Raw genomic sequence first — 24,233 nt, forward strand, 5'->3', positions numbered from 1 at the left:
CGCTCGAGGGCGGCCGCGGCCGATCCCCGGCCAAGGCTGACGGGAAGGGCAGGCCGAGCGCCCCGCCCGCGCCGAGGATCGGCTCGCGAGCGCGCTCGCCCTACTTGAACTGCTCGTAGTTCTCCTTCGTGACCTTCTGGTAGGGGACCCAGACCGACCGGCCGTCGAGCGGCGCGACGGTCGACTTTACCTCGGTCCCCGCGGCAAGCGCGTGGACGAGCTCGAACGTCGCCTTGCCCTGGTTCTTGGCGTCGTTCAGGACCGTGCCGAGCAGCGTGCCCTGGGCGAGCGCGTCGAGCGCGGGCGGGGTGGCGTCGACGCCCACCACCGGGAGGAACTTGCTGCCGGTGAAATAGCCCGCGGCCTTGAGCGCCTCGATGGCGCCGAGCGCCATGTCGTCGTTGTTCGCGAGGACGGCCTCGATCTTGTCGCCGTGCGCCGCCAGGAAGGCGGCCATCTTCTCCTGCCCCCGGACGCGCTCCCACATGGCCGTGTCCTCGGCGAGCTTCTCCACCTGGAGCCCGGCCTCGGTGATCGCCTTGATGGAGTACTCGGTGCGGAGGAGGGCGTCCTGGTGCCCGGGCTCGCCGGTCAGCATGACGTACTGGATCTTGCCGTCCTTGTTCCGGTCGGCCTCCGGGTGGGCCTTCCAGTAGTCGACGAGGATCTGGCCCTGGATCGTGCCCGACTGCTCCGCCTTGGCGCCGACATAGTAGATCTTGTCCCACTTGCCCATGTCTTCCTTGGTGGGCTCGCGGTTGAAGAAGACGACAGGCACGTTCTTGGCCTTGGCCTTGTCGATGATGACCGAGACCGCGGTCCGGTCGACCGGGTTGATCGCCAGCGCCTTGTAGTCCTGCACGAGGAGCTGATCGACCTGATCGTTCTGCGTCGGTTGTTGATTCTGGCTGTCGACGACGTTCAGCTCCGCCTTGCCCCTGGCGCTCTCCTCGATGGTCCGCCGCACATAGGACATGAAGGTGTCGTCGAACTTGTAGATGGCGACACCGATCTTGGGCGTGGCGGCGGCCGCGGTGGAGGTGCCCGTGCCGGGGGCGGCGTTGCCGGCCGCGGGCCCGCCGCTCGTCGTGCCGCCTTCCTGACAACCGGCCATCAGGACGGCGGCCGTCGCCGCCGCGAAACGAAGCGTTCTCATACGGAGATCTCCTTACTCGTCGAGGTCCTTGCTCGGGCTCAGCGAGCCCGTAGGAAGGAGGAACCGCGCCGGATTGTCAAGCGTCTTGGGCGCTGGCACCCGGGGCGGATGCGTAGTCCATCTCTCGTCGGCGAGCGCGGCGGCGGGGCGGCGCTCGGGGCCGGCGGCGCGGCTTGCGCGGCGGCCGCGCGTCCGCAAGAACACGGGCGATGTCGCGTGCGGCGTTGCTCCCGGCCCGGAAGAGGTCAGGCGACGAAGAGCGGCTCTCGCTGCTGCGCGCCTCGGTGCGCGAAGGGGCCGAGAACCGGCCTGGCGTCTACCAGATGTCCGGAGAGGACGGCGCGGTCCTCTACGTGGGCAAGTCAAAGCGGCTACGGACGCGCCTGCTCGGTTATTTCCGCTGCGATCCCGAGGAGAAGGGGGCCCGCATCCTGCGGGAGACGAGCCGGATTACGTGGGAGTACTGCCCGAGCGAGTTCGCGGCGCTGCTCGCCGAGCTCAGGCATATCCGGCGGATGCGGCCGCGGTTCAACGTGGCAATGAAGCGCGATCTCGGCCGTTACGCCTTCATCAAGGTCACGCGCGGGCCGGCGCCGAAGCTCCACGTGGCGCGCGGACCGGCGCGCGACGCCGGCGCGCTGTACTATGGCCCGTTCACGGGCGCGGGCCGCGTCCGCGAGGCGGTGCGCGCGCTCTCCAACGCGCTCGGGCTGCGCGATTGCGCCGAGGATGTGCCGATCCGCTGGAGCGATCAGCAGGCGCTGTTCTCGCTGGGGCAGCGCACGCCCGGGTGCATTCGCTACGAGATCAAGCGCTGCCTCGGGCCGTGCGTCGCGGGCTGCTCGTCGCGGGAGTACGAGGGCCGGGTGGCGCTCGCGCGCGCGTTCCTCGAGGGGCGGAGCGACGGTCCAATCGCCCGCTTCCGCGAGGAGATGGAGGCCGCCCGCGCGCGCGCCGAGTTCGAGCGCGCCGCCGCCCTGCGCGACCGGGTCCAGCGGCTCACGGCGCTGCGCGCGGAGCTCGATCGGCTCCGCTTCGCGCTCGGGTCGCTCTCGTTCCTCTACCCCGTCCCCGGGCACGAGGGCGACGATCGCGTCTACCTCATCCGGCGCGGCCGCGTCCGCGCCGAGGCCCCGGCGCCGCGCTCGGAGGACGACCGCCGCGCGCTCGATCGGCTCGCCGCCGAGGTCTTCGGCCCCGCCGAGCCCGCCGCCGCGCCGGTGCCGCCCGGCGACCTCGATGAGGTGCTGCTGCTCACGTCGTGGTTCCAGCGCTTCCCCGAGGAGCTCGCGCGCACGTTGCCGGCGCCCGGGGTGAAGGGGTGATCGGGCGCGAAGGCGGCTGAGCCCGCCGGCGAGGTCCTCGCGCCTGGCAGGGGAGAAGGTCGGGCTCGCCGCCAGCGGGGCCCAGGCGCGGGCTGCCCTGGCGAAATTGGTTGCGATACGCAACCATCCGTGTTCAGCTCGGCGGGTGAGCACGAGAGAGCTCCGCGCCGAGGTGCGCGCCTTCGTGCGCGGGTTCGGGCTCCTGGACGAGGAGCGGACGCCCTGCGGGGTGCGGCTGTCGCCGCGCGAGGCGCACGCGGTCGCGGTCCTCGCGGAGGCCGAGCAGGCGGGGGTGCGGCTGTCGCAGGGGGACCTCCGGAAGGCGCTCGGCATCGACAAGAGCAACGTCACCCGGCTGATCCAGCGGCTCCGCGACGACGGCCGGGTGGAGCAGGAGGTCGGCGAGGACGACGCGCGGGTGCGGCGCCTGCGCCTCACCGCGGCGGGCCGCCGGCTGGCGGCGCGGCTGGACGAGCGCAGCGCGGCGCGCTTCCAGGCGATCCTGGACGCGATCCCCTGCGCGGAGCGCGGCGCCGTGCTGCGGGCGCTGCACGTGCTGAACGGCGCGCTCCGGCGCGCGGCGGAGGAGCATTCGAATGCCGGGAGCGCGGGTGATGTGGTCTAACGTCGTCGTCGGAGCTGCGGTGTTGTCTCAGGTCCTCGCCTGCCAGCCCTCCACCGAGTCTCCTGGAACCCCGGCGCCGAGCGCGCCTGCGCCGGCGCAGGCGCAGGCGCCGGTGGAGGTCCGATCGTTCGGCGCGCTCCGCGCGATCATGCACGAGGGGCAGACGGGGCCCGCCGTGCGTGTCGGCGCCGTCGTCCCCGGGCCCCATGCGTTCGGGCTCGGCGCGCTCAGCGAGCTGCGCGGGGAGGTGACTGTCGTCGACGACGCGATCTGGACGGCGTACGCGCGCGACGATGGGACGGTCGACGTCCGCCCGGACGGGGCGGAGGAGCAGGCTACCCTCTTCGTGGTGGCCAACGTCCCGAGGTGGCAAGAGGCGACGCTCGACGCCGACGTGCCCGACGCGCAGCTCGACGCGCGCATCGAGGCGCTGCTGCGCGAGCGCGGGCTCGACGCAGAGGGCGCCGTCCCGGTGCAGATCCAGGGGAGCTTCCGCGAACTCAGCTGGCATGTGATCGACGGCCGGAAGCTCGCGCCCGGCGGGGGGCACGCGGACCACGTCCGGGCGTCCGTGCGCGGGACGTTCCCCGCCGCGGAGGGGACCCTGGTCGGCTTCTTCTCGAAGCAGCACCACGGCATCTTCACGCACATGGGATCGAATACGCACTTTCATGTGGTGCTGCCGGAGCGGCCGCTCACGGGCCATGTCGACGGCGTCACCGTGGTCGGCGGAGCGCGCGTCCTCTTGCCGGCGCGTTGAGGGGGCGCGCCGACCGGTGAATGGGGCCCCCGGTCCGCTGCGGCCGGATCTCCGGGTGCCGCGGGGCCACACCTGCGGCGGGCCGCGGGTCTTTCTGGTATGCTGCCCGCCATGCCCGTGGACGCCGCCGCTGCCATCGCCCGCCTCCTCGATCCCGTGGGTCGCTGCTTGACCCCCGAGGTCGCCCGCGCGCTGGTGAGCCTGCGCGCCGACGCGGAGACGCAGGCCCGGATCGAAGAGCTCGCCGACAAGTGCACCGAAGGGACGCTCTCGCCGGACGAACACGACGAGTACAGCGCTTACGTGGCGGCCATTGATTTTCTCACCGTGCTCCAGTCGAAGGCCAGATCCGTGCTGGCAAGCGCCCCTGGCGCGTGATCGCCCGGGCGCTCCGCGACCTCGTCCGGACGCGCGCCGCGCGACGCTGCGAGTACTGCGGGCTCCGGCAGGAGCTGGTTCCGCTCGTGGCGTTCCACATCGAGCATATCGTCCCTCGACAGCACGGCGGCGGCGACGGCCCTGAGAACCTGGCGCTGGCCTGCTATCACTGCAATCTCCACAAGGGCCCGAACCTCACGGGGATCGACCCCGCCACCGGCGCCGTCGTGCCCCTGTTCAACCCGCGGCTCGACGCGTGGGGCGAGCACTTCTCGGTGGAAGGGGCCGTGATCGTGGGGCGAACGCCCACCGCGCGAGCGACCGCGCGTGTGCTGAGCATGAACTCGCCGACCCGGATCGAGCTCCGCACGGAGCTCGGGGCGCGATCCTGAAGGCCGGCGTCAGCGCGTCGGCGTAGCGTCAGGAAGCTCGGCCCGGCGATCAACGCCCGCGCCGGCCCGGCTGTCGCTGCTCCGTGGGGCTTGGTACAAGACGCGGTATGCAGCACCGCGCCCTGATTCCTTGTCTCCTGCGGCCGCTCCTCGCGCTGCTCCTCGCCGTCGCCCCCGGGTGCGCCGCGGACGCCGAGCAGCCCGACGCGCGCGCCCTGCGGCGCGACTTCCCCGGCCAGGCCGACAAGGTGCTGCGCGGGCCCGCCGCGTTCGCCGCCGCCGGCGAGGGCTTCGAGGCGGCCGCGCCGGCGCTCCTCGCGGGGCTGAAGGCGCTCCACGGCCTCGCCGCGCCCCAGGCCCTCTGGGCTCCCCTCCCCCGGCAAGCGCCCCGGTCAGGGCTGCGCGCACGCCTGCCCCGGCGCGGCGACGGCGCCGTCCACCTCGCCCTGCCGGACGGCTTCGAGGTCCACGTCCGCGAGCGCGGCGCCTCGGGCGAGGGCGCCCTCGAGGGCGACGCCGTCATGTACTCCCGCGACGGCGGCGCCTCCTTCTGGGCCGCCACCGACGCCGGCTACGAGGAATGGCTGCTGCTCGCGCCGAGCGCCGTCACCCGCGCCGCCCCCGTCGCCGTCTGGGACATCCACGGCGCCGCCCCGCAACAGCGCGGCCAGGCCGTCGAGCTCGCCGACCCGACCGGCGAGCCGCGGCTCCGCGTCACCGCGCCGCTCGCTTATGCCGCGCCGGACCGCCCCGTCGCCGCCTCGCTCGCCGCCCGCGGGACCACCATCGAGCTCTGGGTCGACGCCGAGGGCGAGGCCGTCCTGGTCGACCCGGCCTGGATCCCGCTCTCGTCGCACATGACCATCGCGCGGGAACAGCACTCGGCGACGGTCCTGCACGACGGCCGGGTGCTGGTCGCGGGCGGCTCCCACGAGGAGGCGGGCAGGGGGTGGACGGCGCTGTCCAGCGCGGAGGTGTTCGATCCCGGGACCGGGCGCTGGACGGTCGTGCCCCCGATGGCCGCGCCGCGAAAGGAGCACACGGCCACGCTGCTGCCCGAAGGTCGCGTGCTGGTCATCGGGGGCCTCGACGACGACGAGGCGCTGCAGAGCGTGGAGATCTTCGATCCCCGCACCAACGGCTGGACGACCGCGCCCCCGATGGCGTCCGCGCGCCACGGCCACACGGCGACCTTGCTCCGGAGCGGCGACGTGCTCGTCGTGGGCGGCTGGCGGAATCACCCTGGGGACGGGAGCCCGCCGAGGATCGCCCCCCGCGCGGAAGTGTTCGACCCGCGGACTCAGGCATGGACGCAAACCCGGTCGCTGAACGTCGCGCGCGGGTATCATACCGCCTCCCTGCTGCCGGACGGTCGCGTGCTGGTGGCCGGGGGCGAGGGCCTCGCGAGCGTCGAGCTGTTCGACCCGGGGTCAGGGACCTGGACCCCCGCCGAGCCGATGTACCGCGCGCGGAGCGGCCACATCGCCGAGCTGCTCCCGAGCGGCGAGCTGCTCGTCGCGGGCGGCTCGTACCGGGACGAGCGGCACACGAGCGCCGAGATCTTCAACCCCGCGTTCATGACGTGGACGCGCGCCGGGAGCCTCGGGACCGGGCGGAGCAACAGCGGCTCGGCGGTCCTGGCGGACGGCCGCGTGGTCGTCGCCGGCGGGAACGACGAGCACGGCACCTCGGCCGCCGTCGAGATCTTCGACCCGGATACCTGGACCTGGAGCGCCACGGCGTCCCTCAACGCGGCGCGCCAGGTGTTTCCCCTGGTCGCCCTGAAGGACGGCCGGCTGCTCGCCGCCGGCGGCCACGGCAGCTGGAACGCGCTCAAAGACGTCGAGCTGTTCGAGCCGAGCTCGGGCTCGTGGGCGCCCGCCGAGCGCATGGATGAGGCGCGGGCGAACCACACCGCGACCCTGCTGGCCGACGGTCGCGTGCTCGTCGCGGGCGGCCTCGTGCCCGTCAGCGACGAGATGTTCAGCGCCAAGCGGCCGGTCGCGAGCGCCTTGTTGTTCCAGCCGGAGGACGGGCGCTGGATCGCCGCCGAGCCGATGCGCCCCGCCCGCGATGGCCATGCGGCGGTGCGCCTCACGGACGGCCGCGTGCTCGTCTCCGGCGGGCAGACCAGCGACGATCTGAACATCGACGCCGTGTCCTCGGCCGCGCTGTTCAACCCGGCGACGCTGCGGTGGGCCCCGACGGCGTCGATGCGCACGGCCCGGCGGCTGCACACGATGACCCTGCTCGACGACGGCCGCGTGCTCGCCGTCGGCGGCATGGTGCGATCCAAGGAGTTCCTCGCCACCTCGGAGATCTTCGACCCCAGGACCGAGCGCTGGACGGAAACGGGCCCGCTGACCTCGGTCCGCATCGCGCACACCGCGACGCTGCTGCGCAGCGGCCGGGTGCTGGTCACGGGCGGCGTGCTCCCGAGGGGCGACGACCACTACGGGATGTTCGACACGGCGGAGGTGTTCGACCCCGAGACCGGCGCCTGGAGGGAAGTGACGCAGCGCATGAGGGATGCCCGGACGCTGCACACGGCGACCTTGCTGGACGACGGCAGGGTGCTCATCGCGGGCGGCGACACCTTTTCCGGGAACGCCACCGTCGAGGTGTTCAACCCGGAGTCCCAGCGCTGGGAGGCCGCGCCCCCGATGTACGCCAGGCGGTCGTCGCAGCCCGCGGCGCTGCTGGAGAACGGCTGCGTGCTCATCGCGGGCGGCGTGACGCCGGTCCACGGCACGATCGCCAGCGTGGAGCTGTTCGACCCGCGGACGTTCACCTGGCGCGCCGCGAGCCCGATGGCCTTCCGGCGGTCGGGGCACAGCGCGACGCGGCTCCTCGACGGCCGCGTGCTCCTCGTCGGCGGCGTCGACGGGGACGACTACCTGCCCAGCGCCGAGCTGTTCAGCGCAGCGCCGCTCGGGGCGCCCTGCAGCTCGGCGTGCGAGTGCCAGTCCGGCCACTGCGTCGACGGCGTCTGCTGCGACAAGGCCTGCGAGGCGGTCAGCTGCGAGGCGTGCTCCGTGCGCCGCGGCGCCAGCGTGGAGGGGATCTGCACGCCGCGGCACCCGGAGTGCTCGCCGTTCGCGTGCGACGCCGAGACGGGCAGCTGCGTGGAGCGCTGCGAGTCCGTCAACGACTGCGCGGAAGGGTACGTGTGCGATCTGTCGGGCGGCTGCGTGCGGCTCCCGGAGGACCGGAGCTTCTTCGACACGAGCTCGTGCGCGCTCGGCGGCGCTGCCGCGCGCGCGCCGTCCGGCGCCGCGGGTCGATGGGCGCTGCCGCTCGGCGTGCTGCTGCTCGCTGCCCTCGCGGCGAGGCGGCGGCGCCGATCGGCCCGCGGCGCTGGACGCCGCCTTGCCCTGGTCGCCGCCGGCTCGCTCGCTGCGCTCGGGTGCGCGGCGGACGCCGAGCAGCCCGACGCGCGCGCCCTGCGGCGCGACTTCCCCGGCCAGGCCGAGACGGTGCTGCGCGGGCGCGCCGCGTTCGCCGCGACCGGCGAGGGCTTCGAGGCGGCCGCGCCGGCGCTCCTCGCGAGGCTGCAGGCGCTCGGCGGCCTCGCGGCGCCCCAGAGCGGCCTCGCGGCGCCCCAGAGCGGCCTCGCGGCGCCCCAGAGCGGCCTCGCGGCGCCCCAGAGCGGCCTCGCGGCGCCCCAGGCGCTCTGGGCTCCCCTCCCCCGGCAAGCGCCCCGGTCAGGGCTGCGCGCGCGCCTGCCCCGGCGCGGCGACGGCGCCGTCCACCTCGCCCTGCCGGACGGCTTCGAGGTCCACGTCCGCGAGCGCGGCGCCTCGGGCGAGGGCGCCCTCGAGGGCGACGCCGTCATGTACTCCCGCGACGGCGGCGCCTCCTTCTGGGCCGCCACCGACGCCGGCTACGAGGAATGGCTGCTGCTCGCGCCGAGCGCCGTCACCCGCGCCGCCCCCGTCGCCGTCTGGGACATCCACGGCGCCGCCCCGCAACAGCGCGGCCAGGCCGTCGAGCTCGTCGACCCGGCCGGCGAACCTCGGCTCAGCGTCACCGCGCCGCTCGCTTATGCCGCGCCGGACCGCCCCGTCGCCGCCTCGCTCGTCGCCCGCGGGACCACCATCGAGCTCTGGGTCGACGCCGACGGCGAGGCCGTCCTGGTCGACCCGGCCTGGATCCCGCTGGAGGAAGCGATGACCACCGCGCGTGCGCTGCACACGGCGACGCGCCTGGACGACGGCCGGGTGCTGGTCGTGGGCGGTCAGGACCTCGTGAAGACGCTGTCCAGCGCGGAGCTCTTCGATCCCGGGACCGGGCGCTGGACGGCCGTGTCGTCGATGGCGACGCCGCGCCGGGCGCACACGGCCACGCTGCTGCGGGACGGCCGCGTGCTGGTCGCCGGGGGCTCCGGCGACGCGGAGCCGCTGTCCAGCGTGGAGCTCTTCGATCCCCGGACCGGCGCGTGGACCGCGGGCCCGAGGATGCAGTCGGCGCGTCACCTTCACACGGCGACCCTGCTCGCGAGCGGCGCGGTGCTCGTCGTGGGCGGCACGAGCGGCGAGCCCGGGGACGAGCGCGCCCACGCGCTCGGGAGCGCGGAGCTGCTCGACCCGCTCGCCGAGGCCTGGACGGCGACACCGCCGTTGAGCCAGGCGCGCCTCCATCACACCGCGTCCCTGCTGCTGGACGGCCGCGTGCTGGTGGCGGGCGGCGGGGGCGACGACCCCGCCAGCGCGGAGGTGTTCAGCCCGCAGCGCGGGGAATTTCGCCGCGTCGGGCGCATGAACGACGCCCGCTCCAGCCACACCGCGACGCTGCTCCGGGACGGCCGCCTGCTCGTCGCTGGCGGCGACGACGAGGTCGGATACCTCGCGAGCGCCGAGATCTTCGATCCCGCGGTCGACACCTGGACCCGCGCCGCCCCCATGGCGTCGGCGCGATCCAACGGCCGCGCGTCGCGCCTCGCGGACGGCCGCGTCCTCGTGGCCGGAGGGCTCGGCGAGAGCGGCCCCCTGGTCAGCGTGGAGCTCTTCGATCCTGAATCCCTGACGTGGGTGTCCGCGGCCCCCATGCGCGCCGCGCGCTCCGACTTCTCCGCGACGTTGCTCCAGGACGGCCGGCTCCTGGCCGCCGGCGGCTACGGCAGCTCGGACCTGCTCGCCAGCGCCGACCTGTTCGATCCCCACGCGGACGCCTGGACCCCCGCCGCGGCCATGGCCGAAGAGCGCTCCGCCCACACGGCGACCCTGCTGCACGACGGCCGCGTCCTCGTCGCCGGCGGCGTCGGGCGCGACGACCCGGCCGCGCTCTCCAGCGCCGAGCTGTTCGACCCCGCGGGTGGAGCCTGGACCCGAGCAGGCTCGATGCGCGCCGGGCACACCCGCCACGCCGCGGCGCTCCTCTCGGACGGCCGCGTGCTCGTCGCCGGCGGCGTCGACCCGAGCTCCGGGTTCCCGACGTCCGCCGCGGAGCTGTTCGACCCGGCGACGCGCCAGTGGAGCGCGGCGGGAGCGATGCGCGTGGCGCGCGAGGGGCACCAGCTGACGGCGCTCAAGGGCGGCCGCGCGCTCGTGACCGGCGGGCTCGAGTTCCCCGACGGCAGCGCCGCATCGACCGCGAGCGCAGAGCTGTTCGATCCCGGCACCCAGCGCTGGGCGGCCGCCGCGCCGATGCGCACCGCGCGCCATGCTCACACGGCGACGCTGCTGCGCGACGGCCGGGTGCTGGTCGCCGGTGGAGAATCGCAGGAGGGCACGGCAGGCGCCCTCCTCTCCAGCGCGGAGGTGTTCGACCCGTCGACGAACGCCTGGACGCAGACGACGCCGATGAAGGCCGGCCGCCGCCTGCACACGGCGACCCTGCTGGACAGCGGCCAGGTGCTGATCGCGGGCGGCATCGCCGACGCCGAGAGCCGCGGCTCGGAGCTGTTCGATCCGGGGTCCCAGCGCTGGCAGAGCGCGGATCCCACCCACGTCGAGCGGCTCGGGCACGCCGCGGCGCTGCTGAGCAACGGCTGTGTCCTCGTCGCCGGCGGCGCCCTCAGCGGCCGCGTGCTCTCCAGCGTCGAGCTGTTCGATCCCCGGTCCCTCACCTGGAACCCCTCGAGCTCGATGAACGCTCCCCGTAATGCACACACCGCGACGGCGCTCCCCGACGGCCGCGTGCTGCTCGCCGGATCCGTCGGCGACCCGGACGTCCAGCCCGGCGCCGAGCTGTTCAGCGCTCGCCCGATCGGCGCGGTCTGCAGCTCGCCCTGCGAGTGCCGGACGGGCCACTGCGTCGACGGCGTCTGCTGCGACCAGGCCTGCGAGGCGAGCGGCTGCGAGGCCTGCTCCAGGCGCCTCGGCGCCAGCGCGGACGGGATCTGCACGCCGCTGCACCCGGAGTGCTCGCCCTTCACGTGTGACGCCGCGACCGGCAGTTGCAAGGAGACCTGCGACTCCATCAACGACTGCGCGGCCGGTTACGTCTGTGATCTCGCGCGCGCCTGCGCGCCGCTCCCCCCGGACCGGCAGTTCTTCGACACGACCTCGTGTGCCCTCGCGCGCGCGCCGTCCGGCGCCTCCGGGCGCGGGGCGCGGCCGCTCGGGCTGCTGCTCCTCGCCGCCCTCCCTGCCCTCGCCGCGGCCCGGCGGCGCGCGGCAGCGCCGGCGAGCGCGCCTCGGCAAGGCCTGCCGACTCGGCAACCCTTGCCGTGATCGCCGAGGGGGGATCCCCGGGCGCGCCCTCGGCCCCGAGCCCTCCCTCCGGCGTCGCGACGGCCCGCCTCGGATCACGTTTCCATCGCATGAACCGCGGCGCCGCCGTGTCCCTGCTTCCGTTGCCATGCCGCAGCGGCGTCTGGTAGGCTCACGCCGGCTTGGTCGGCACGACGCTTGCTCGCAAGTACCGGATCCTCCGCCTCCTGGGGAAGGGCGGCATGGGCGCCGTGTATGAGGCGCAACACACGGGGACCTTCCGGCGCGTGGCCGTGAAGGTCATCCGCGAGCACCTGATCGCCTCGCGCGGCGGCGGCGCGCACCGGTTCCGCCGCGAGGCGAGGGCGGCGGGCGCGATCGAGAGCGAGCACATCGTCAGGATCCTCGACTCCGGCGACGACGAGCTCTCGGGGATGTTGTACCTCGTCATGGAGCTGCTCGAGGGCGACGACCTGCAGCGGCTCATCCGCCACGTCGGGCCGCTCGAGGCGGAGGCGGCGCTGCGGATCGCGGCGCAGGCGCTCCGCGGCCTCGCGCGGGCGCACGAGGCGCAGGTCGTCCACCGGGACATCAAGCCGGCGAACATCTTCCTGGCGCGGGGCGAGGACGGCGAGATCACGGTCAAGCTGCTCGACTTCGGGATCGCCAAGATCAAGGCGGACGCGCTGGACATGCCGCACACGACCGGCCTCACGGGCACGGGGAGCTTCCTCGGGTCGCCGCTCTACATGTCGCCCGAGCAGGTGGAGAACAGCCGCGACGTCGATTTCCGCTCGGATCTCTGGTCGCTCGGGAGCGCGCTCTACTGCGCGCTGTCCGGGCAGGCGCCGCACGAGAGCGCCGGCTCGCTGAGCAAGCTGTTCGTGAGCATCTGCACCTCGCCGGTGCCGCCGCTGCACGAGGTCGCCCCCTGGGTGCCGCGCGAGGTGGCCGAGGTGGTGCACGGGGCGCTGCAGATCAGGCCGGAGGATCGGTACCCGAGCGCGACGGCGATGCTGGAGGCGCTGCGCCCGCTGCTGCCCGACGGGCTCGCGCTGCGGCAGGACATGCTCGTGCCGGCGCGCGGCGCGCCCCCCGCCAGGGCGGCGCCGTCGCCGTGGGACGAGGACCTGGCGTGGAGCGACGCGCCCGAGGCGACCGCGACCGCGACCGCATCGCAGGGTGGCGAGCGCACCGTGTCGCTCGAGGGGGCCGACGCGCCGGGCAGCGCGCGGCGCCTCACGACCACCGGCGGCCAGGCGACGCCGCCGCCGTCGGAGCGCGCAACCCTGCGGCCTGCCGCGCCGCTCCGGCGGCGCACCCTCGCGGCCGCGGGCGCGGCGATCGCGGTGGCGGCTGCCGCGGCGTCCGCGGGCTACGTGCTGCTGTCGAGGCCGTGGGCCGCCCCCTCCGGGGCCGAGGCGGCGCCGCCGGAGGCGCCCGGGGACGCGGCGCGCCTCGCGGCGGCCCCGGAGCCGTCCCTCGAGGCGCCTGCGGCCACGGCGCTCACGGGCGCGATGGTCGCCCTCGAGGTGCGGCACGTCTCGCTGGCGGTCGCGCCGGCGGACGCGCTCGTGGAGGTCGACGGCGCGCCGGCGGAGGTGAAGGACGGCGCCGTGACGGTCTCCGGCATGCCCGGCAGCCGCCATCGCGTCCGTATCGCCAAGGGGGGCAACGAGGTCGAGCGCGACGTCTTCGTGACCGAGGCCGGCGCGGTCCCTCCCGCGCTGGAGCTCTCCGTCACGAGGAGGGCGGCGGTCCCGGCGGTGAAGCCGCACGGCAGACCCCCGGCGGCGGACGCGCCGGACCAGGAGCCGACGGCGGCGGACGCGCCGGACCAGGAGCCGACGGCGGCGGACGCGCCGGCCCCGAAGCGGCCCGCGCCGGCCTCGAAACAGCCCGCGCCGGCCCCGAAGCCGGCGCCGGGACCGGAAAACGTGCTCATGCCCCCAGTCGAGCCGTGAGGGGCGTATGTCGATCGGGGAACAGGTCAGGGGGCGGCCAGCGCCGCCGCAGGCCGGCAAGCGGCCGGCGTCGCCCGCGGCTGCTGGGCGCGCCGGCCCGGTCGTGAGGCGTGGACGGCGCAGGGTCGCCGGGCGGGCGCCGTTGAGCTCATGAGGCGCCGCGCCGCGATCGGGCTGCTCGCCGCCTTGGAGCTCGTCGCGGCCCTGCCGCGCCGGGCGCTGGGCGCGCCGGAGGACACGCCGCCGCGCGAGGCGCAGGACGGGCCGGCGGCGGCCGCGCCGCCAGCGGCCGCGCCGGCGGAAGCCGCGCCAGCGGCCGCGCCGGTGGAACCCGCGCCGGCATCAACCGTCGCGCCGCCGGCGGTCGCCGCGGCCGCCCGGCGGAGCGAGGCCGTCGCGCGGTACACCAAGGGGCGGGCGCTCTACGCCGAGGGGTCGTGGGCCGCGGCGCTCGCGGAGTTCCTGGCGTCGCGGCAGCTCCATCCGATGTGGGCGGCCACCTCCAGCGCGGCCCTGTGCCTGAAGCAGCTCAAGCGCCACGACGAGGCGCTCGACATGTTCGAGGCGCTGCTCCGGGACTTCGGCGCGGAGCTGCCGGCCGGCGCCAAGGAGGTGGTGCAGCGCGAGGTCGTGGAGCTGCGCGGCCTCGTCGGCACCATCGAGATCGACGGCGCCGAGCCGGGCGCGGGCGTCACGATCGACGGGCAGAGCCGCGGCGAGTTCCCGCTGCTCGCGCCGCTCCGCGTGACGGCGGGGAGCCACGTCGTGCGGCTTGCCAAGGAGGGGTTCGAGCCGTTCGAGCGCCGGGTCGAGGTGGCGGGCGGCCAGACCGCGCGCGTCGCGGCCCGGCTGCGGGCGCTCATGCGCGCCGGGCGGCTGCGGGTCGCCGAGCAGGGCGGCAGGGCGCTCGACGTGGTCGTGGACGGGAGCGTCGTCGGGAAGACGCCCTGGGAGGGGCGGCTCGCGGCCGGCGACCACGTGGTGCTGCTGCGCGGCGAGGGGGACCTCGGCACGTTGCCGGTCTCGGTCTCCATCGAGCTCGACCGGCTCACGCCGATCACGCTGCAGGCCGAGGAGCTCGCGGCGGCGCTCCGGATCGAGCCGGAGCCGGTGAACGCGAGCGTGGCGCTCGACGCGGTGACGGTCGGGCGCGGGATCTGGGAGGGCCGGCTGCGCGCCGGGGAGCACCGGATCGAGATCGCGGCGCCGGGGTTCGTGCCCGAGGCGCGCCGGATCGCGGTGGCGCGCGGCGAGCGGAAGGTGCTGCGCGTGCGGCTCGGGCGCGACGAGCTGTCGCCGTTCTGGCGCAAGCCCGCGCGGCCGGCGCGGGCGGTCGTGGAGCTCGGGACGGCGCTGATGCTGGTGCCCACGTTCGGGGGCGACATCACCAGGCAGTGCGGCGAGGACTGCCGGATGGCGATCGGCGTCGGGGGCGGCGCGGTGGTCCATGCCGGGTACGAGCTCGGCATGGGCCTCGGGTTCGGCGTGACGGTCGGCCATGTCGCGGCGACGCAGACGATCTCCGGGCGGACCGCGTCGCTGACCCCGGTCGGGCTGCCGGCGCAGGCGGGCACGGCGGAGGACGTGCTCGCGCTGCGCGCCGGGCTCGTGGGGGCGTGGGTCGGCCTCACCCTGGGCGAGCGCTGGCCGCTGCACTTCCGGCTCGGCGTCGGCGAGATGCTCGGCACGGTGCTCGACACGCGCACGGGCGAGTTCTACGCGAGCGACGCGCGGAGCTACCCGCTGGATCCCGCGATCGAGCAGCACGACGCGGCGTTCCTCCACGTGACGCCCGAGGTGCGGATCGGGCTGCCGCTCGGCCGGCACGTCGAGCTGACCGCGGGGGTCGCGGCGCCGGTGCTGATCAGCCTGACGACGCCGCAGTGGTCCGAGGCGCACGGGGTGAGCGCCGGGATCGACGGGCTCGGGACCTTCGGGGGCGACGCGCTCCTCGGCCCCGTGTTCATGATGCTCGCGCCGGGGATCGGCGCGCGGTTCGACTTCTGAGGCCCGCGCCTCGCCGGGCGCCTCGGCTCAGGGCCGGCGCTTCGCCGGGCGCGCGTCGATGCCGTACTGCTTCAGCTTGAACACGAACGTGCGCGCCGGCATGCCGATGAGCTCCGCCGCGCGCGTCTGCACCCCGCCCGTCGCCTCGAGCGCCTCCTCCATCCGCCGGCGCTCGAGCTCCTTCAGCTCGTCGGCGATCGGCCGGAAGCGCGCCGGCGCGGACGGCGCGCCGGGGGACGGCGCCGCCGCGGCCTCGCGCCCCACGATGCGGTCGGGGAGGTTCCACAGCTCGACCACGTCGCCCTCCGCGGTGGCCGCCGCGAACTCCATCGCGTTCTTCAGCTCGCGCACGTTGCCCGGGAACGGGTAGGCCGCGAGCTTGGCGAGCGCGGCCTCGGAGAGCTCGAGCGCCGCCTTGCCGGCCCGCGCGCGCGCCCCGACGAGGAACAGGCGCGCCAGGATCGGCACCTCGCGCGGGCGGTGCCGGAGCGGCGGCAGCTCGACGACCGCCGTGCTGAGGCGGAAGAGCAGGTCCTCCCGGAAGCGGCCCTCGCGGCGCTCGACCTCGAGGTTGCGGTTCGTGGCGGCGACGATGCGGAAGTCGACCTCGCGCTCGCGCACGTCGCCGAGGCGGGTGATCCGCCGCGCCTCGAGCGCGCGCAGGAGCTTCGCCTGCGCGCCGAGGGGGAGCTCGCCGACCTCGTCGAGGAACACGGTGCCGCCGTGCGCCCGCTCGAGCAGCCCGGGCTTCGGCGCGCGCGCGTCCGAGAACGCGCCCCGCTCGTACCCGAACAGCTCGCTCTCGACGAGCGTCTCGGGGAGGGCGGCGCAGTTCAGCGTGATCATCGGCCTGCCGGCGCGGTCGGACCAGTGGTGCAGCGCGGCCGCGGCGTTCTCCTTGCCGGCGCCCGTCTCGCCGAGGACGAGGACCGAGAGATCGCTCGCGGCGAGCCGGCGGATCAGCTCGAACACGCGGATCATCGCCGCGTCGGCGAGCACGATCTCGCGCCCGCCGACGTCGTGCCGGACCGCGGTGTCCGCGGCGCCGGCCACCGTCCCCGGCGCGGCGATCGCGGCGGCCGCGGCGGCGCCGGAGACGAGGGTCTCGGCGTCGCAGCCGTCCGCCGGGTACGAGGCGAGCCCGCCGCGGACCTCCGGCGCGAGCGGCGCGAGCGCCTCCAGGAGCTCGAGCGCGGCCGCGTGCGCCGCCTCGGCGCCGAGCTCGGGCATCAGGGCGACGAGCTGCGCGCCGCCGTTCCAGGCGAGCACGTCGATGAGCCGCAGCGCGGCCGCGGCCCTCGATCCGGCGGCGCCCCGGTCCCGCATGCCGGCCATCGACACGGCGACCACCGCGAGCGGCCTGCCGTAGTCGCCGGCGCGCTCGAGCTCCTCCTCGAGGCGCCGGCGCCACCGGCCGAGGTCGACGACGGCGCGGTCCGGCGCCCGCGGATCGCGCCGGAGGATGAGCAGCGCGTCGCCGATCGCGACGACGTCGCCGGAGGAGAGCAGGCGCGAGCCCTCGAGGCGCTCGCCGTTGACGAGCGTCCCGTTGTGGCTCTTGAGGTCGGTGACCTGCACCTCGCCGTCCGCGACCAGGAACTTGGCGTGACGCCGCGACGCCGCGGCGGCGGCGACGCAGATCTCGGACTCCGACGAGCGGCCGACGAACAACATCCCCTCGCGCGGCAGCGGGAACCGCCGCGAGGAGGAGCCGTCGATCACGAGCAGGTACGCGGAGGCGTCCAGGCTGGCTTCGAAGAGATCGCTCCGGTCAAGGCTCGCGGTCTGCGCCCTGGAGTTCAGCCTGTCCACCGTGGAGAGCTTCCCTCGGAAGGGGGGGTGATTCAAGGAGGACGCACTTTGGCGACATCACGGAACGGCGTCGCACCGCGCGGTGTACAAGCGGGTTCGCTGCTGGCGGCGACGGTCGCGCGTGCTCCGGCGTCCGCTGGAGAGAGGACGTGATTCCGCGCGGCGGCCTACACCGCAGACTGCGTCTGAAGGTGGACGAGCATGCGCGCGAAGTCGCACAGCGCCGAGGAGCCGCCGAGCCGCAGGACGAGCTGGAGGACGGCCTCGGCGTGGAGGTAGTGCTCCGAAGGCAAGTAGGCGAAGAGGGCGGGATCGCTGATGTCGATGGTGCGTCGCCACGCGTCGGCGCGCGCGCGCGCCGACCAGATCGCCCGGAACGCGGCGGCGGGCAGGCTCGCCAGCACATCGCGGAGCGCGCCGTCTTCGGTATCCGGCTTCGCCAGGAGGGCCCGCACGGCGGCTTCGACCTCCGGCGCGGAGGCCTCGCGCTCCGCCTTGGACCGCGACGCCGCCCCGCTCGCCCACCGGCGGAGCCGCTCCTCGGGCGAGAGCTCCCCTTCCCCGGCGCCCGCCGCGGCTGCGCCCGGCGACGCCGCCTCGTCGCGCACATCCGAGGGTAGGTCCGCCTCGGCCCGCGCTTCGAGCATCACGCGCACCTCGCGCGACAAGGACTTCTGTCGCCAGGCCGCCCGGTCGAAGAGCTCCGCCCCTTCCTCCAGCGCCCAGCGCAGCGCCGGCTCCCACCGGGACGCCGGCAGCGCGGCCCACACCGGATCTGGAATGGCCATCAGCCAATCGCCCGCCCGCGTCCTGCCGATCTGCCCCGCCGCGACCGCATCGAGCACCCGCCCGGCGAGCTGCGCGGCGCGCTCCGCCGGGACCAGCGGCAACACCGCTGCGATCGCCTCGACGCAATCCTCCTCTTCGAGCTCATCGCGCTCGTCGACCAGCGCCAGCACCTCGTCCACGAGCGCCGCGCGCTGGTCGCCCTCGGCGAGCGACGCCGCGGCGGACACCCCCCTCAGCCGCACGGGCCCGCCGCGCTCGCGCGCCTCGTCGAGGTAGAGCGAGAGGACCACGCCGCGGTCTGCGCCGGCGGCGAGCCGCGCGGCGCGCCCGAGCGTGGCGAGGATCTCCACGCTGGCTGGCCGCTCATGGCGCGCGAGCGCCGCCCGCAGGTGCTCGCGCTGCTCCTCGGGGGAGAACAGCTCGGCGAACCCGGGGAGGTCGTAGAGCTCCTCCCCGCCCTGGAGCAGCGCCCGCGCGAGCCGGGCGCTCCGCTCGCCCGCGAGCTCGCGGGCGAACTCCATCACGAGCGCCAGCTCGTCCCCGGCGGCGTGGTGCTCGGCGAAGTCGAGCACCACGTCGAAGCCCCTGTCCTTGAAGATCGCCGCGGCGCGCTCCGGGCCGAACAGCAGCCGCCCGAGCCGCGACGCCGCCGCCTCGACCGGGTGTGTCGACCCGCGCTCCTCGGCCGCCGCCACCGCTAATGCCAGGCGCTCGCCCAGCGCCGCGCGCTCGTCCTCCGTCAGCGACGGCCCGTGCTCCGCTGCCCAGTCCGCGATCCACTCGAGCGCCTCCGAGGCGGCGTCGCCGAGCGCCTCGATCCGGCGAAACGCCTCGTGGAACAGCGCCGACGCGCGCGGCTCTCCGAGGTGCGCCGCGACGCGCAGGAGCGCGTCCGCCCCCGCCGAGGGGTCCGCCTCGCCGCGAGCGCAGGCGATCGCCTCGTCCGCGAGCGCCGGGCACACCGCCACGACGTCCGCGAGCGCCGCGGGCAGGCACCGGCTCGTCCGGGCCCGCTCCAGCGCGAGCCGCGCGATGCGCACGCGCGACTCGCCCGGGTGCTCGCGCGCCACGGACAGCAGCTCATCCACGCCGTCGAGGCCCTGGCACTCGGCCTCCGACGCCTCGAGCATCCCCGCGCCCGCGAAGGCGTGCGCCGCGCGCCCGCGCGCCGAGAACCCGCCGCGCGACGTCCCCTCCGCCTCCTCGGCCTCGAGGGCCGCGCGCAGCCGGACGATCTCCCCCTCCCCGCGGGCGCGCTCGCGATCTCGGGCCGGCAAGAGCGGCAGGAGGTCGCACCACGACAGGAACCCGACGATCGGCTCCGCCTCCGGGATCCACGCCGCGATCTCCGCCGCGGCGCGCGCCGCCGCCGCGGCGGGGAGGTACGGCGCGCACGAGCGCAGCGCCTCGGCGCGGCGCACGCCGAGCGCGCGGATCGCGTCGAGCGCGGCGTCGTGTTGCTCGGCGCGCGCGAGGCGCACCGCGATCGCGACCACCGCCGCCTCGTCCGCGAACCACGCCGATCCATCGCCGGGCTGAGGCTGCACCGCGAGCGCCAGCACGGCGCCGAGCGAGGCATCGGGAAACACCCCGAGGTGGCGGAGGACGAACGCGTGGCGGCTCACGAAATCCACGCGCCGGAGCCGGTCGATCGCCTCCTCCGCGCTCCACAGCCCGCACTCGAGCGCTCGCGCGCGCAGGCTGAAGGGGATCTCCCTCTCGGCCCAGCACGTCCGCTCCGCGCGCTCTCTCGCCCGGAGCTGCCGCAGTATCGCGTCGGCGCGCGCCCGCTCGGACTCGGCCTCTTCGAACGACCGGTCCGCGAGGCGCCATGCGTCGAGCGAGCGTGCCAGCGTGTCTTCTCCGGAGGAGGTCTCCATCAGCTGTCCCCGTCCCTGGCGCTACTTCCTCGGTTTGTGCTTGTCGCGCGGGCCGATGTAGTTGCCCTGATCATCGTAGTACGGGTTGCCGCCGGACGCCCCCCCGCCACCACCGCCGCCTCCAGGCTCCGGCCAAGCCCCCGGCGGCCCGCCCGGCGGATAACCGCCCGGGGGCGGGTTCTCCGGCGGGTAATACACTCCCTGATTCTTTCCGGTCTTGGGATCCTTCTGCGTGACGTGTTTGCCCTCGCCGTCGGTGCGGGGCACGACGGCCGTCTGCGACGCCTCGGTCCTGGGGCTCTCCGTGCCATGCACCTTCTTGCCGTCCCACGGAGCATCGTTGTGGTGCACGCCGCCGGTGGCCTTGGGCTGCTCCTGGCCCTTCTTCTTCGTGTCCTTGTTGGGATCCGCGTTGATGTTGTCCGGATGGATGCCGAGCTCCCGGAAGACCTGCGCGCAGAACTTGCACGGCGGAATCGGATTGCCCTTCTTGTCGTACGCCTGGATCTTTGCGCCCTTCCGGTACTGCTCCCGCAGCTCATTCCGGACCTTCGCGTTCTGCTCGTCTTTCGAGAGCTTGTCCCAGCCCGTCTGCTTCTGGAGGTCGCCTCGGATCTCCTTCGCCTGCCTGTCGAGCGCCTCGATCTCCGCGCACTTGCCCGCCGTGTTCGGGAGCCTCTCCTTGCTCGGATCCTTCAGCTTCTTGGTCTTCGGGTCTTCCTCGGAGAACTTGCCCTTCGCCTTGTCGACGGCATCCTGGACCGCGGGGTCGTACTCCGGGTTGCCCTGCGCGTCGCGCGGCTTGTCCGGCTCGTGCGGAGGTCGCGGCTGGCCTTCGGAGTAACCCGAGATCTCCTTCTTCTTGCCGGCCCCCGGCTGATCCCAGATCTTGGCCTTCGCCATCAACCCCAGCGGATCGACGAACCGCGTGGGCTGACTCTCGGCGTAAGCGAAGGCGTTGAAGCCCGAGATCAGCCCCACCGGATCGGCGCTGATGTAGCGCCCCGCCTCCGGGTCGTAGTACCGGTGCCGGTTGTAGAACAGGCCGGTCTCCTCATCGTAATACTGGCCCTGATAGCCGATCGGCGTCGTCGTGACGGCGCCGGGCGAGACCTCGAACCGACCCCACGCGCTCCGCCGGATCTCGCAGGCCACCGAGCCATCGGACGACAGCAGCCGCTCCGGGGTACCGATGTCGTCGGTCAGGTAATGGTAGTAGCCGCTCGCGACCCGCTGCCCGCGCTCGACGCGCACGTCCTGGTGCGCCCACGGAAACCCCCGGTCGTCGTGGCAGTAGGTCCGCGCCTCCACGATCGGGGCGCCGGCGCCGGACGGGCGCTGCGTGATCTCGTGCACCAGCACATCGCCATCCCACACGTACCGTGTCGTCGACTCCACGGCCGGCGCGGCGCCCGGCGAGCGCCGGACGACCTTCTTCTGGACCCGCCGGGCGAACGGATCGTAAGCGAAGGTGATGCACACGCCGTCCGGGCGCTCCACCGCCTCGAGCAGGCCGTTGGCCCCCCATCGATAGTGGACGGTCTGCTCGCCGTCGCGCCCGGCGGTGCGCGCCTGGACGAGCCGCGCATCGTCGTCCCAGGTGTACTGCTTGCTGCCGCGCTGCTGGAGGCGGTTGCCCTGACCATAACGCCGCTCGACCAGCGCCTGCTCGTACAGGTTCCCCGTCGCGTCGTACACGAAGCGCTCGGCCTCTTGCCCGTCGATGCCCGCGAAGGCCAGGCGCCCCACGCCGTCGTGCTCGAAGCGCCGCACACCGGCGGCGCGGTCGCGCACCTCCAGGAGCTCGGAAGCGGGCGAGTACCGGTACGCTTGCTCCACCGTCGTCACGCCGGCCGAAGGGGCGCTCCACGCGGCTTGCCCCGTCGCGGGGAGGCGCGCCGCCGTCACGCGGCGCTGCACGAGGCGGTCGCGCTCGTCGTAGGCCGCGTCGATCCGGCCGCCGGCGGGCAGGATCCGCGCGACCTCGCGGCCAAGCACGTCGTGCACCGGCAGGATCTCCTCGCCCCCGTCGAGCACGACGCGCGTGCTCTGCCCCATGATGTCCCGATCCCACGTCTGCGCGTGGCCGAGCGAGGTCGCGCGGCGGACCACGTTCCCGACGAGATCGCGCGCGATGTCCACCACGACGGTCTCCCCGTCCACCGTCTGTTTCTCGCGCACCACCCACCCGAGCGCGTTCCGCTCGTACTCGAACACGCCGCACGGGCCCTCGGCCCGCACGATCCTCCCGAGCGCGTCGTACTCGAACCGCTCCACCCGGTCGTCGTCGTAACGTTGCTCGATGAGCTGACCCGCGAGGTCGTATTCGTACCAGGTCTTCTGGCCGAGCCCGTTCTCGGCCATGATGAGGCGACCTTCGGAGTCGTACCGGTAGTGCAGCTGCCGGCCGTCGAACGTGCGCTCCGAGACGACCATCCCCGCCACGTTCAGCGCGATGGAGTGGACCTCGCCCTTCGGGTTGACGACCTCCACGAGCCGGCCTTCCCGGTCGTACTTCATCCGCGTGACCGCCCCGTCGGCCTCGTGCACCTCGCAGAGCTTGCGGAACCCGCCATACACATAACGGGTGACGCGCCCGTTCTCGCCCATCACGCTCGTGCGCTGCCCGATGGCGTCGTAGTCGTAGCGGACGACGCTGCCGTCCGGCTTGCGCTCGGACAGCAGATCCCCTCGGGTGTTGTAGGTGTAATAGAACGTCGCGCCGGACGGGTCCTGCCTGGCCGTGCACCGTCCCCAGGTGTCGTACGCCCACCGGGTGACGTGGCCTGACGCGTCGACCTTCTCCACCAGGTTGCCGTGGGCGTCGTGGCCGAACCGCGTGCGGCCTCCGTTCGGGCCGATCGTCTCCACGACGAGACCGCGGGCGTCGAAGCGGCTCTCGAACTGCGCGCCGAGCGGATCGGTCCAGGCGATGCCTCCGGCGAAGCGCTCCACGCGGGTCTCCCCGCCCATGGCGTCGATGCTCCGGCGGATGTGCCCGTCCGCGTCGCGCTCGTGCGTCGTCACCCGGCCCAGCGGGTCGATCTCCTGGAGCACGCGGCCGAGGGCGTCTCGCTTCCACTGGGTCGTCGCGCCGAGCGAGTCCGTGTACGCGAGGAGATTCCCGCCCTCGTCGTACCGGCGCTCGACCACGGCGCCAGCGGAGACGGCCTTGTCGAGCTTGCCGTGCTCGTTCCCGAAGTACCGGTGGACGGTGATGGAGTCGATCGCCTCGGAGTAGCCGTCACCATCGTAGATGAACTTGCAGTGATAGATGCCCTTCGCAGCGGTCTCCCCGTCGGCGAGGACCGCGGGCACGCCGTCCGAGAGGCTCCTGTCCGCGCCGGCGCCGTACGCTCCCCACGTCTCGACGCACCGCCGCTCCCCGTCGTAGCGGAAATGGAAGGTGAGGCCGACCGGCGAGGTGTGCGTGAGCAGGAGGTGGTCATCGTCGTAAGTGTACGTGGTGGCGTGGTCGTCCGCGTCGCGCGCCTCGACCAGGTGACCGCGCTCGTCGTAGGCGAAGCGCCCGAGCGCGATCCAGCGGCCTTGCTCCGGCGCGTTCTTGATCTCCCACGCCGCGATGCGACCCTCGCGGTCGCGGCGGACCCTGACGACGCGCCCCGCGCTGTCGTGCACCTCCGCGAGCCGCCCGCCGGCGTAGACGAGCGAGATCGTGTTGTCGAACGCGTCGCGGACGGCGGTCAGGAGCCATCGCTCCCCGTGGCGCGCCTCGAACACGAGCCACCTGCCCTCGCCCGTGTCGAGCACGAACCCCCGCGCGCCGCGCAAGAGGACCATCCCTTCGGGGCCGGTCTCGCCTTCGCCTTCCTCGAGGGCGTCGAACTCCAGGCCCAGCCCCTGATCGCTCCACACGGTGATGGAGCGCCGGCCGACCTCGATGTCCCACGCCAGCGAGTGGCACCACCCGAAGCCGAGGCCGACGTCGCGCTCGGCCGAGGTGGCGTAATAAGCGCGCGCGATCTCGAGCGGGAGGGGGCCCGGCAGATCGACGTCGAGCACGGGAATCGTGAAGACGTTCCCGGTGACGACGTCGACCGGGTCGCCCTTCGAGGCCTTGCCGCTCTTCTTCCCCTTGTGGTGCTTCGGGCAGGAGCCGCCGTTCGGATCGCCGGTCCCATTGCCGCAAGCGCCTTTGCCGCCGCCGCCGGCCCCCTTGCCGCCGTTCTTGCCCTTGGCCTTCTGGCTGTTCTTTCCGCCCTTGCCGCCCTTGCCGCGGCCCCCTCCGCCGCCCCCTCCGCCGCCGAGGACGAAGACGCCTGGGTTCATCCCGGGAATCGCGGGGATGTTCGGGACAGGGGCCGTGCGCATGCTCGCCTGCGTACGGCATCTCCGGCCGGGCGTCAAACCACCGTCCCGCGCGTGAGCGGAGCCGAGAAACAACGTCGTCAGCGGGTCGGCCGCGTTTCAGCCACACCATTCTATTCGACGAGTGGACCGCCGCGCGCTGCTGTCCGGAGAGCGGGTTGGT

At 74.4% G+C, this 24,233-nt stretch carries 12 protein-coding genes; 8 read left to right on the forward strand and 4 right to left on the reverse strand.

The annotated features are described in order from the left end of the window. Nucleotides 1–100: 100 nt before the first annotated feature. On the reverse strand, nt 101–1,156 hold the full coding sequence (locus WMF43_RS31120; RefSeq protein WP_437670245.1) for a galactose ABC transporter substrate-binding protein: 1,056 nt from the start codon (nt 1,154–1,156) through the stop codon (nt 101–103). A 209-nt stretch (nt 1,157–1,365) separates the two neighbouring features. Here WMF43_RS31120 and WMF43_RS31125 point away from each other — a divergent pair, with 209 nt between their 5' ends. From WMF43_RS31125 to WMF43_RS31160, 8 genes are all read left to right on the forward strand, one after another. Continuing rightward, the gene (locus WMF43_RS31125) at nt 1,366–2,481 is read left to right on the forward strand and encodes a GIY-YIG nuclease family protein (RefSeq protein WP_437670247.1); all 1,116 of its coding nucleotides are present in this window, start codon (nt 1,366–1,368) and stop codon (nt 2,479–2,481) included. Between the two features lie 145 nt (nt 2,482–2,626). Then, entirely contained in the window at nt 2,627–3,106 is a 480-nt protein-coding gene (locus WMF43_RS31130; RefSeq protein WP_437670249.1) for a MarR family winged helix-turn-helix transcriptional regulator, read from the forward strand. A 19-nt stretch (nt 3,107–3,125) separates the two neighbouring features. Further along, nucleotides 3,126–3,866, forward strand: a complete 741-nt coding sequence (locus tag WMF43_RS31135) for an acetolactate decarboxylase (protein ID WP_437670250.1) — start codon at nt 3,126–3,128, stop codon at nt 3,864–3,866. Between the two features lie 111 nt (nt 3,867–3,977). After that, complete coding sequence (locus WMF43_RS31140; RefSeq protein WP_437670252.1) at nt 3,978–4,244, forward strand: hypothetical protein; 267 nt, start codon at nt 3,978–3,980, stop codon at nt 4,242–4,244. Further along, nucleotides 4,241–4,636, forward strand: a complete 396-nt coding sequence (locus WMF43_RS31145; protein WP_437670254.1) for an HNH endonuclease — start codon at nt 4,241–4,243, stop codon at nt 4,634–4,636. Before WMF43_RS31140 ends, WMF43_RS31145 begins: the two co-directional genes overlap by 4 nt. Nucleotides 4,637–4,743: 107 nt before the next feature. Continuing rightward, nucleotides 4,744–11,310 carry a kelch repeat-containing protein gene (locus tag WMF43_RS31150; RefSeq protein WP_437670256.1) on the forward strand — a complete coding sequence of 2,189 codons (6,567 nt, stop codon included), beginning with the start codon at nt 4,744–4,746 and terminating at the stop codon, nt 11,308–11,310. A 161-nt stretch (nt 11,311–11,471) separates the two neighbouring features. Further along, on the forward strand, nt 11,472–13,253 hold the full coding sequence (locus WMF43_RS31155; protein ID WP_437670258.1) for a protein kinase domain-containing protein: 1,782 nt from the start codon (nt 11,472–11,474) through the stop codon (nt 13,251–13,253). Nucleotides 13,254–13,403: 150 nt separating this feature from the next. Then, nucleotides 13,404–15,260: a PEGA domain-containing protein gene (locus tag WMF43_RS31160; protein ID WP_437670260.1), complete on the forward strand. Its 1,857-nt coding sequence runs from the start codon at nt 13,404–13,406 to the stop codon at nt 15,258–15,260. Between the two features lie 27 nt (nt 15,261–15,287). Here WMF43_RS31160 and WMF43_RS31165 read toward each other — a convergent pair whose 3' ends face one another. From WMF43_RS31165 to WMF43_RS31175, 3 genes are all read right to left on the reverse strand, one after another. Then, nucleotides 15,288–17,108 (reverse strand): sigma 54-interacting transcriptional regulator, encoded by a 1,821-nt coding sequence (locus tag WMF43_RS31165; RefSeq protein WP_437670262.1) that lies wholly within the window; start codon nt 17,106–17,108, stop codon nt 15,288–15,290. Between the two features lie 131 nt (nt 17,109–17,239). Continuing rightward, nucleotides 17,240–19,741: a hypothetical protein gene (locus WMF43_RS31170; RefSeq protein WP_437670264.1), complete on the reverse strand. Its 2,502-nt coding sequence runs from the start codon at nt 19,739–19,741 to the stop codon at nt 17,240–17,242. A gap of 21 nt (nt 19,742–19,762) precedes the next feature. Further along, nucleotides 19,763–24,073 (reverse strand): RHS repeat-associated core domain-containing protein, encoded by a 4,311-nt coding sequence (locus WMF43_RS31175; protein ID WP_437670266.1) that lies wholly within the window; start codon nt 24,071–24,073, stop codon nt 19,763–19,765. Between the last annotated feature and the right edge of the window lie 160 nt (nt 24,074–24,233).

Source organism: Sorangium sp. So ce131 (assembly GCF_051519095.1).
GTDB lineage: Bacteria > Myxococcota_A > Polyangia > Polyangiales > Polyangiaceae > Sorangium.

What these genes read in the sequence shown, in the direction of transcription:
- WMF43_RS31175 (WP_437670266.1), bottom strand. Translation starts at nt 24,073, where the DNA reads ATGCGCACGGCCCCTGTCCCGAACATCCCCGCGATTCCCGGGATGAAC.
- WMF43_RS31120 (WP_437670245.1), bottom strand. Translation starts at nt 1,156, where the DNA reads ATGAGAACGCTTCGTTTCGCGGCGGCGACGGCCGCCGTCCTGATGGCC.
- WMF43_RS31160 (WP_437670260.1), top strand. Translation starts at nt 13,404, where the DNA reads ATGAGGCGCCGCGCCGCGATCGGGCTGCTCGCCGCCTTGGAGCTCGTC.
- WMF43_RS31140 (WP_437670252.1), top strand. Translation starts at nt 3,978, where the DNA reads ATGCCCGTGGACGCCGCCGCTGCCATCGCCCGCCTCCTCGATCCCGTG.
- WMF43_RS31170 (WP_437670264.1), bottom strand. Translation starts at nt 19,741, where the DNA reads ATGGAGACCTCCTCCGGAGAAGACACGCTGGCACGCTCGCTCGACGCA.
- WMF43_RS31125 (WP_437670247.1), top strand. Translation starts at nt 1,366, where the DNA reads ATGTCGCGTGCGGCGTTGCTCCCGGCCCGGAAGAGGTCAGGCGACGAA.
- WMF43_RS31150 (WP_437670256.1), top strand. Translation starts at nt 4,744, where the DNA reads ATGCAGCACCGCGCCCTGATTCCTTGTCTCCTGCGGCCGCTCCTCGCG.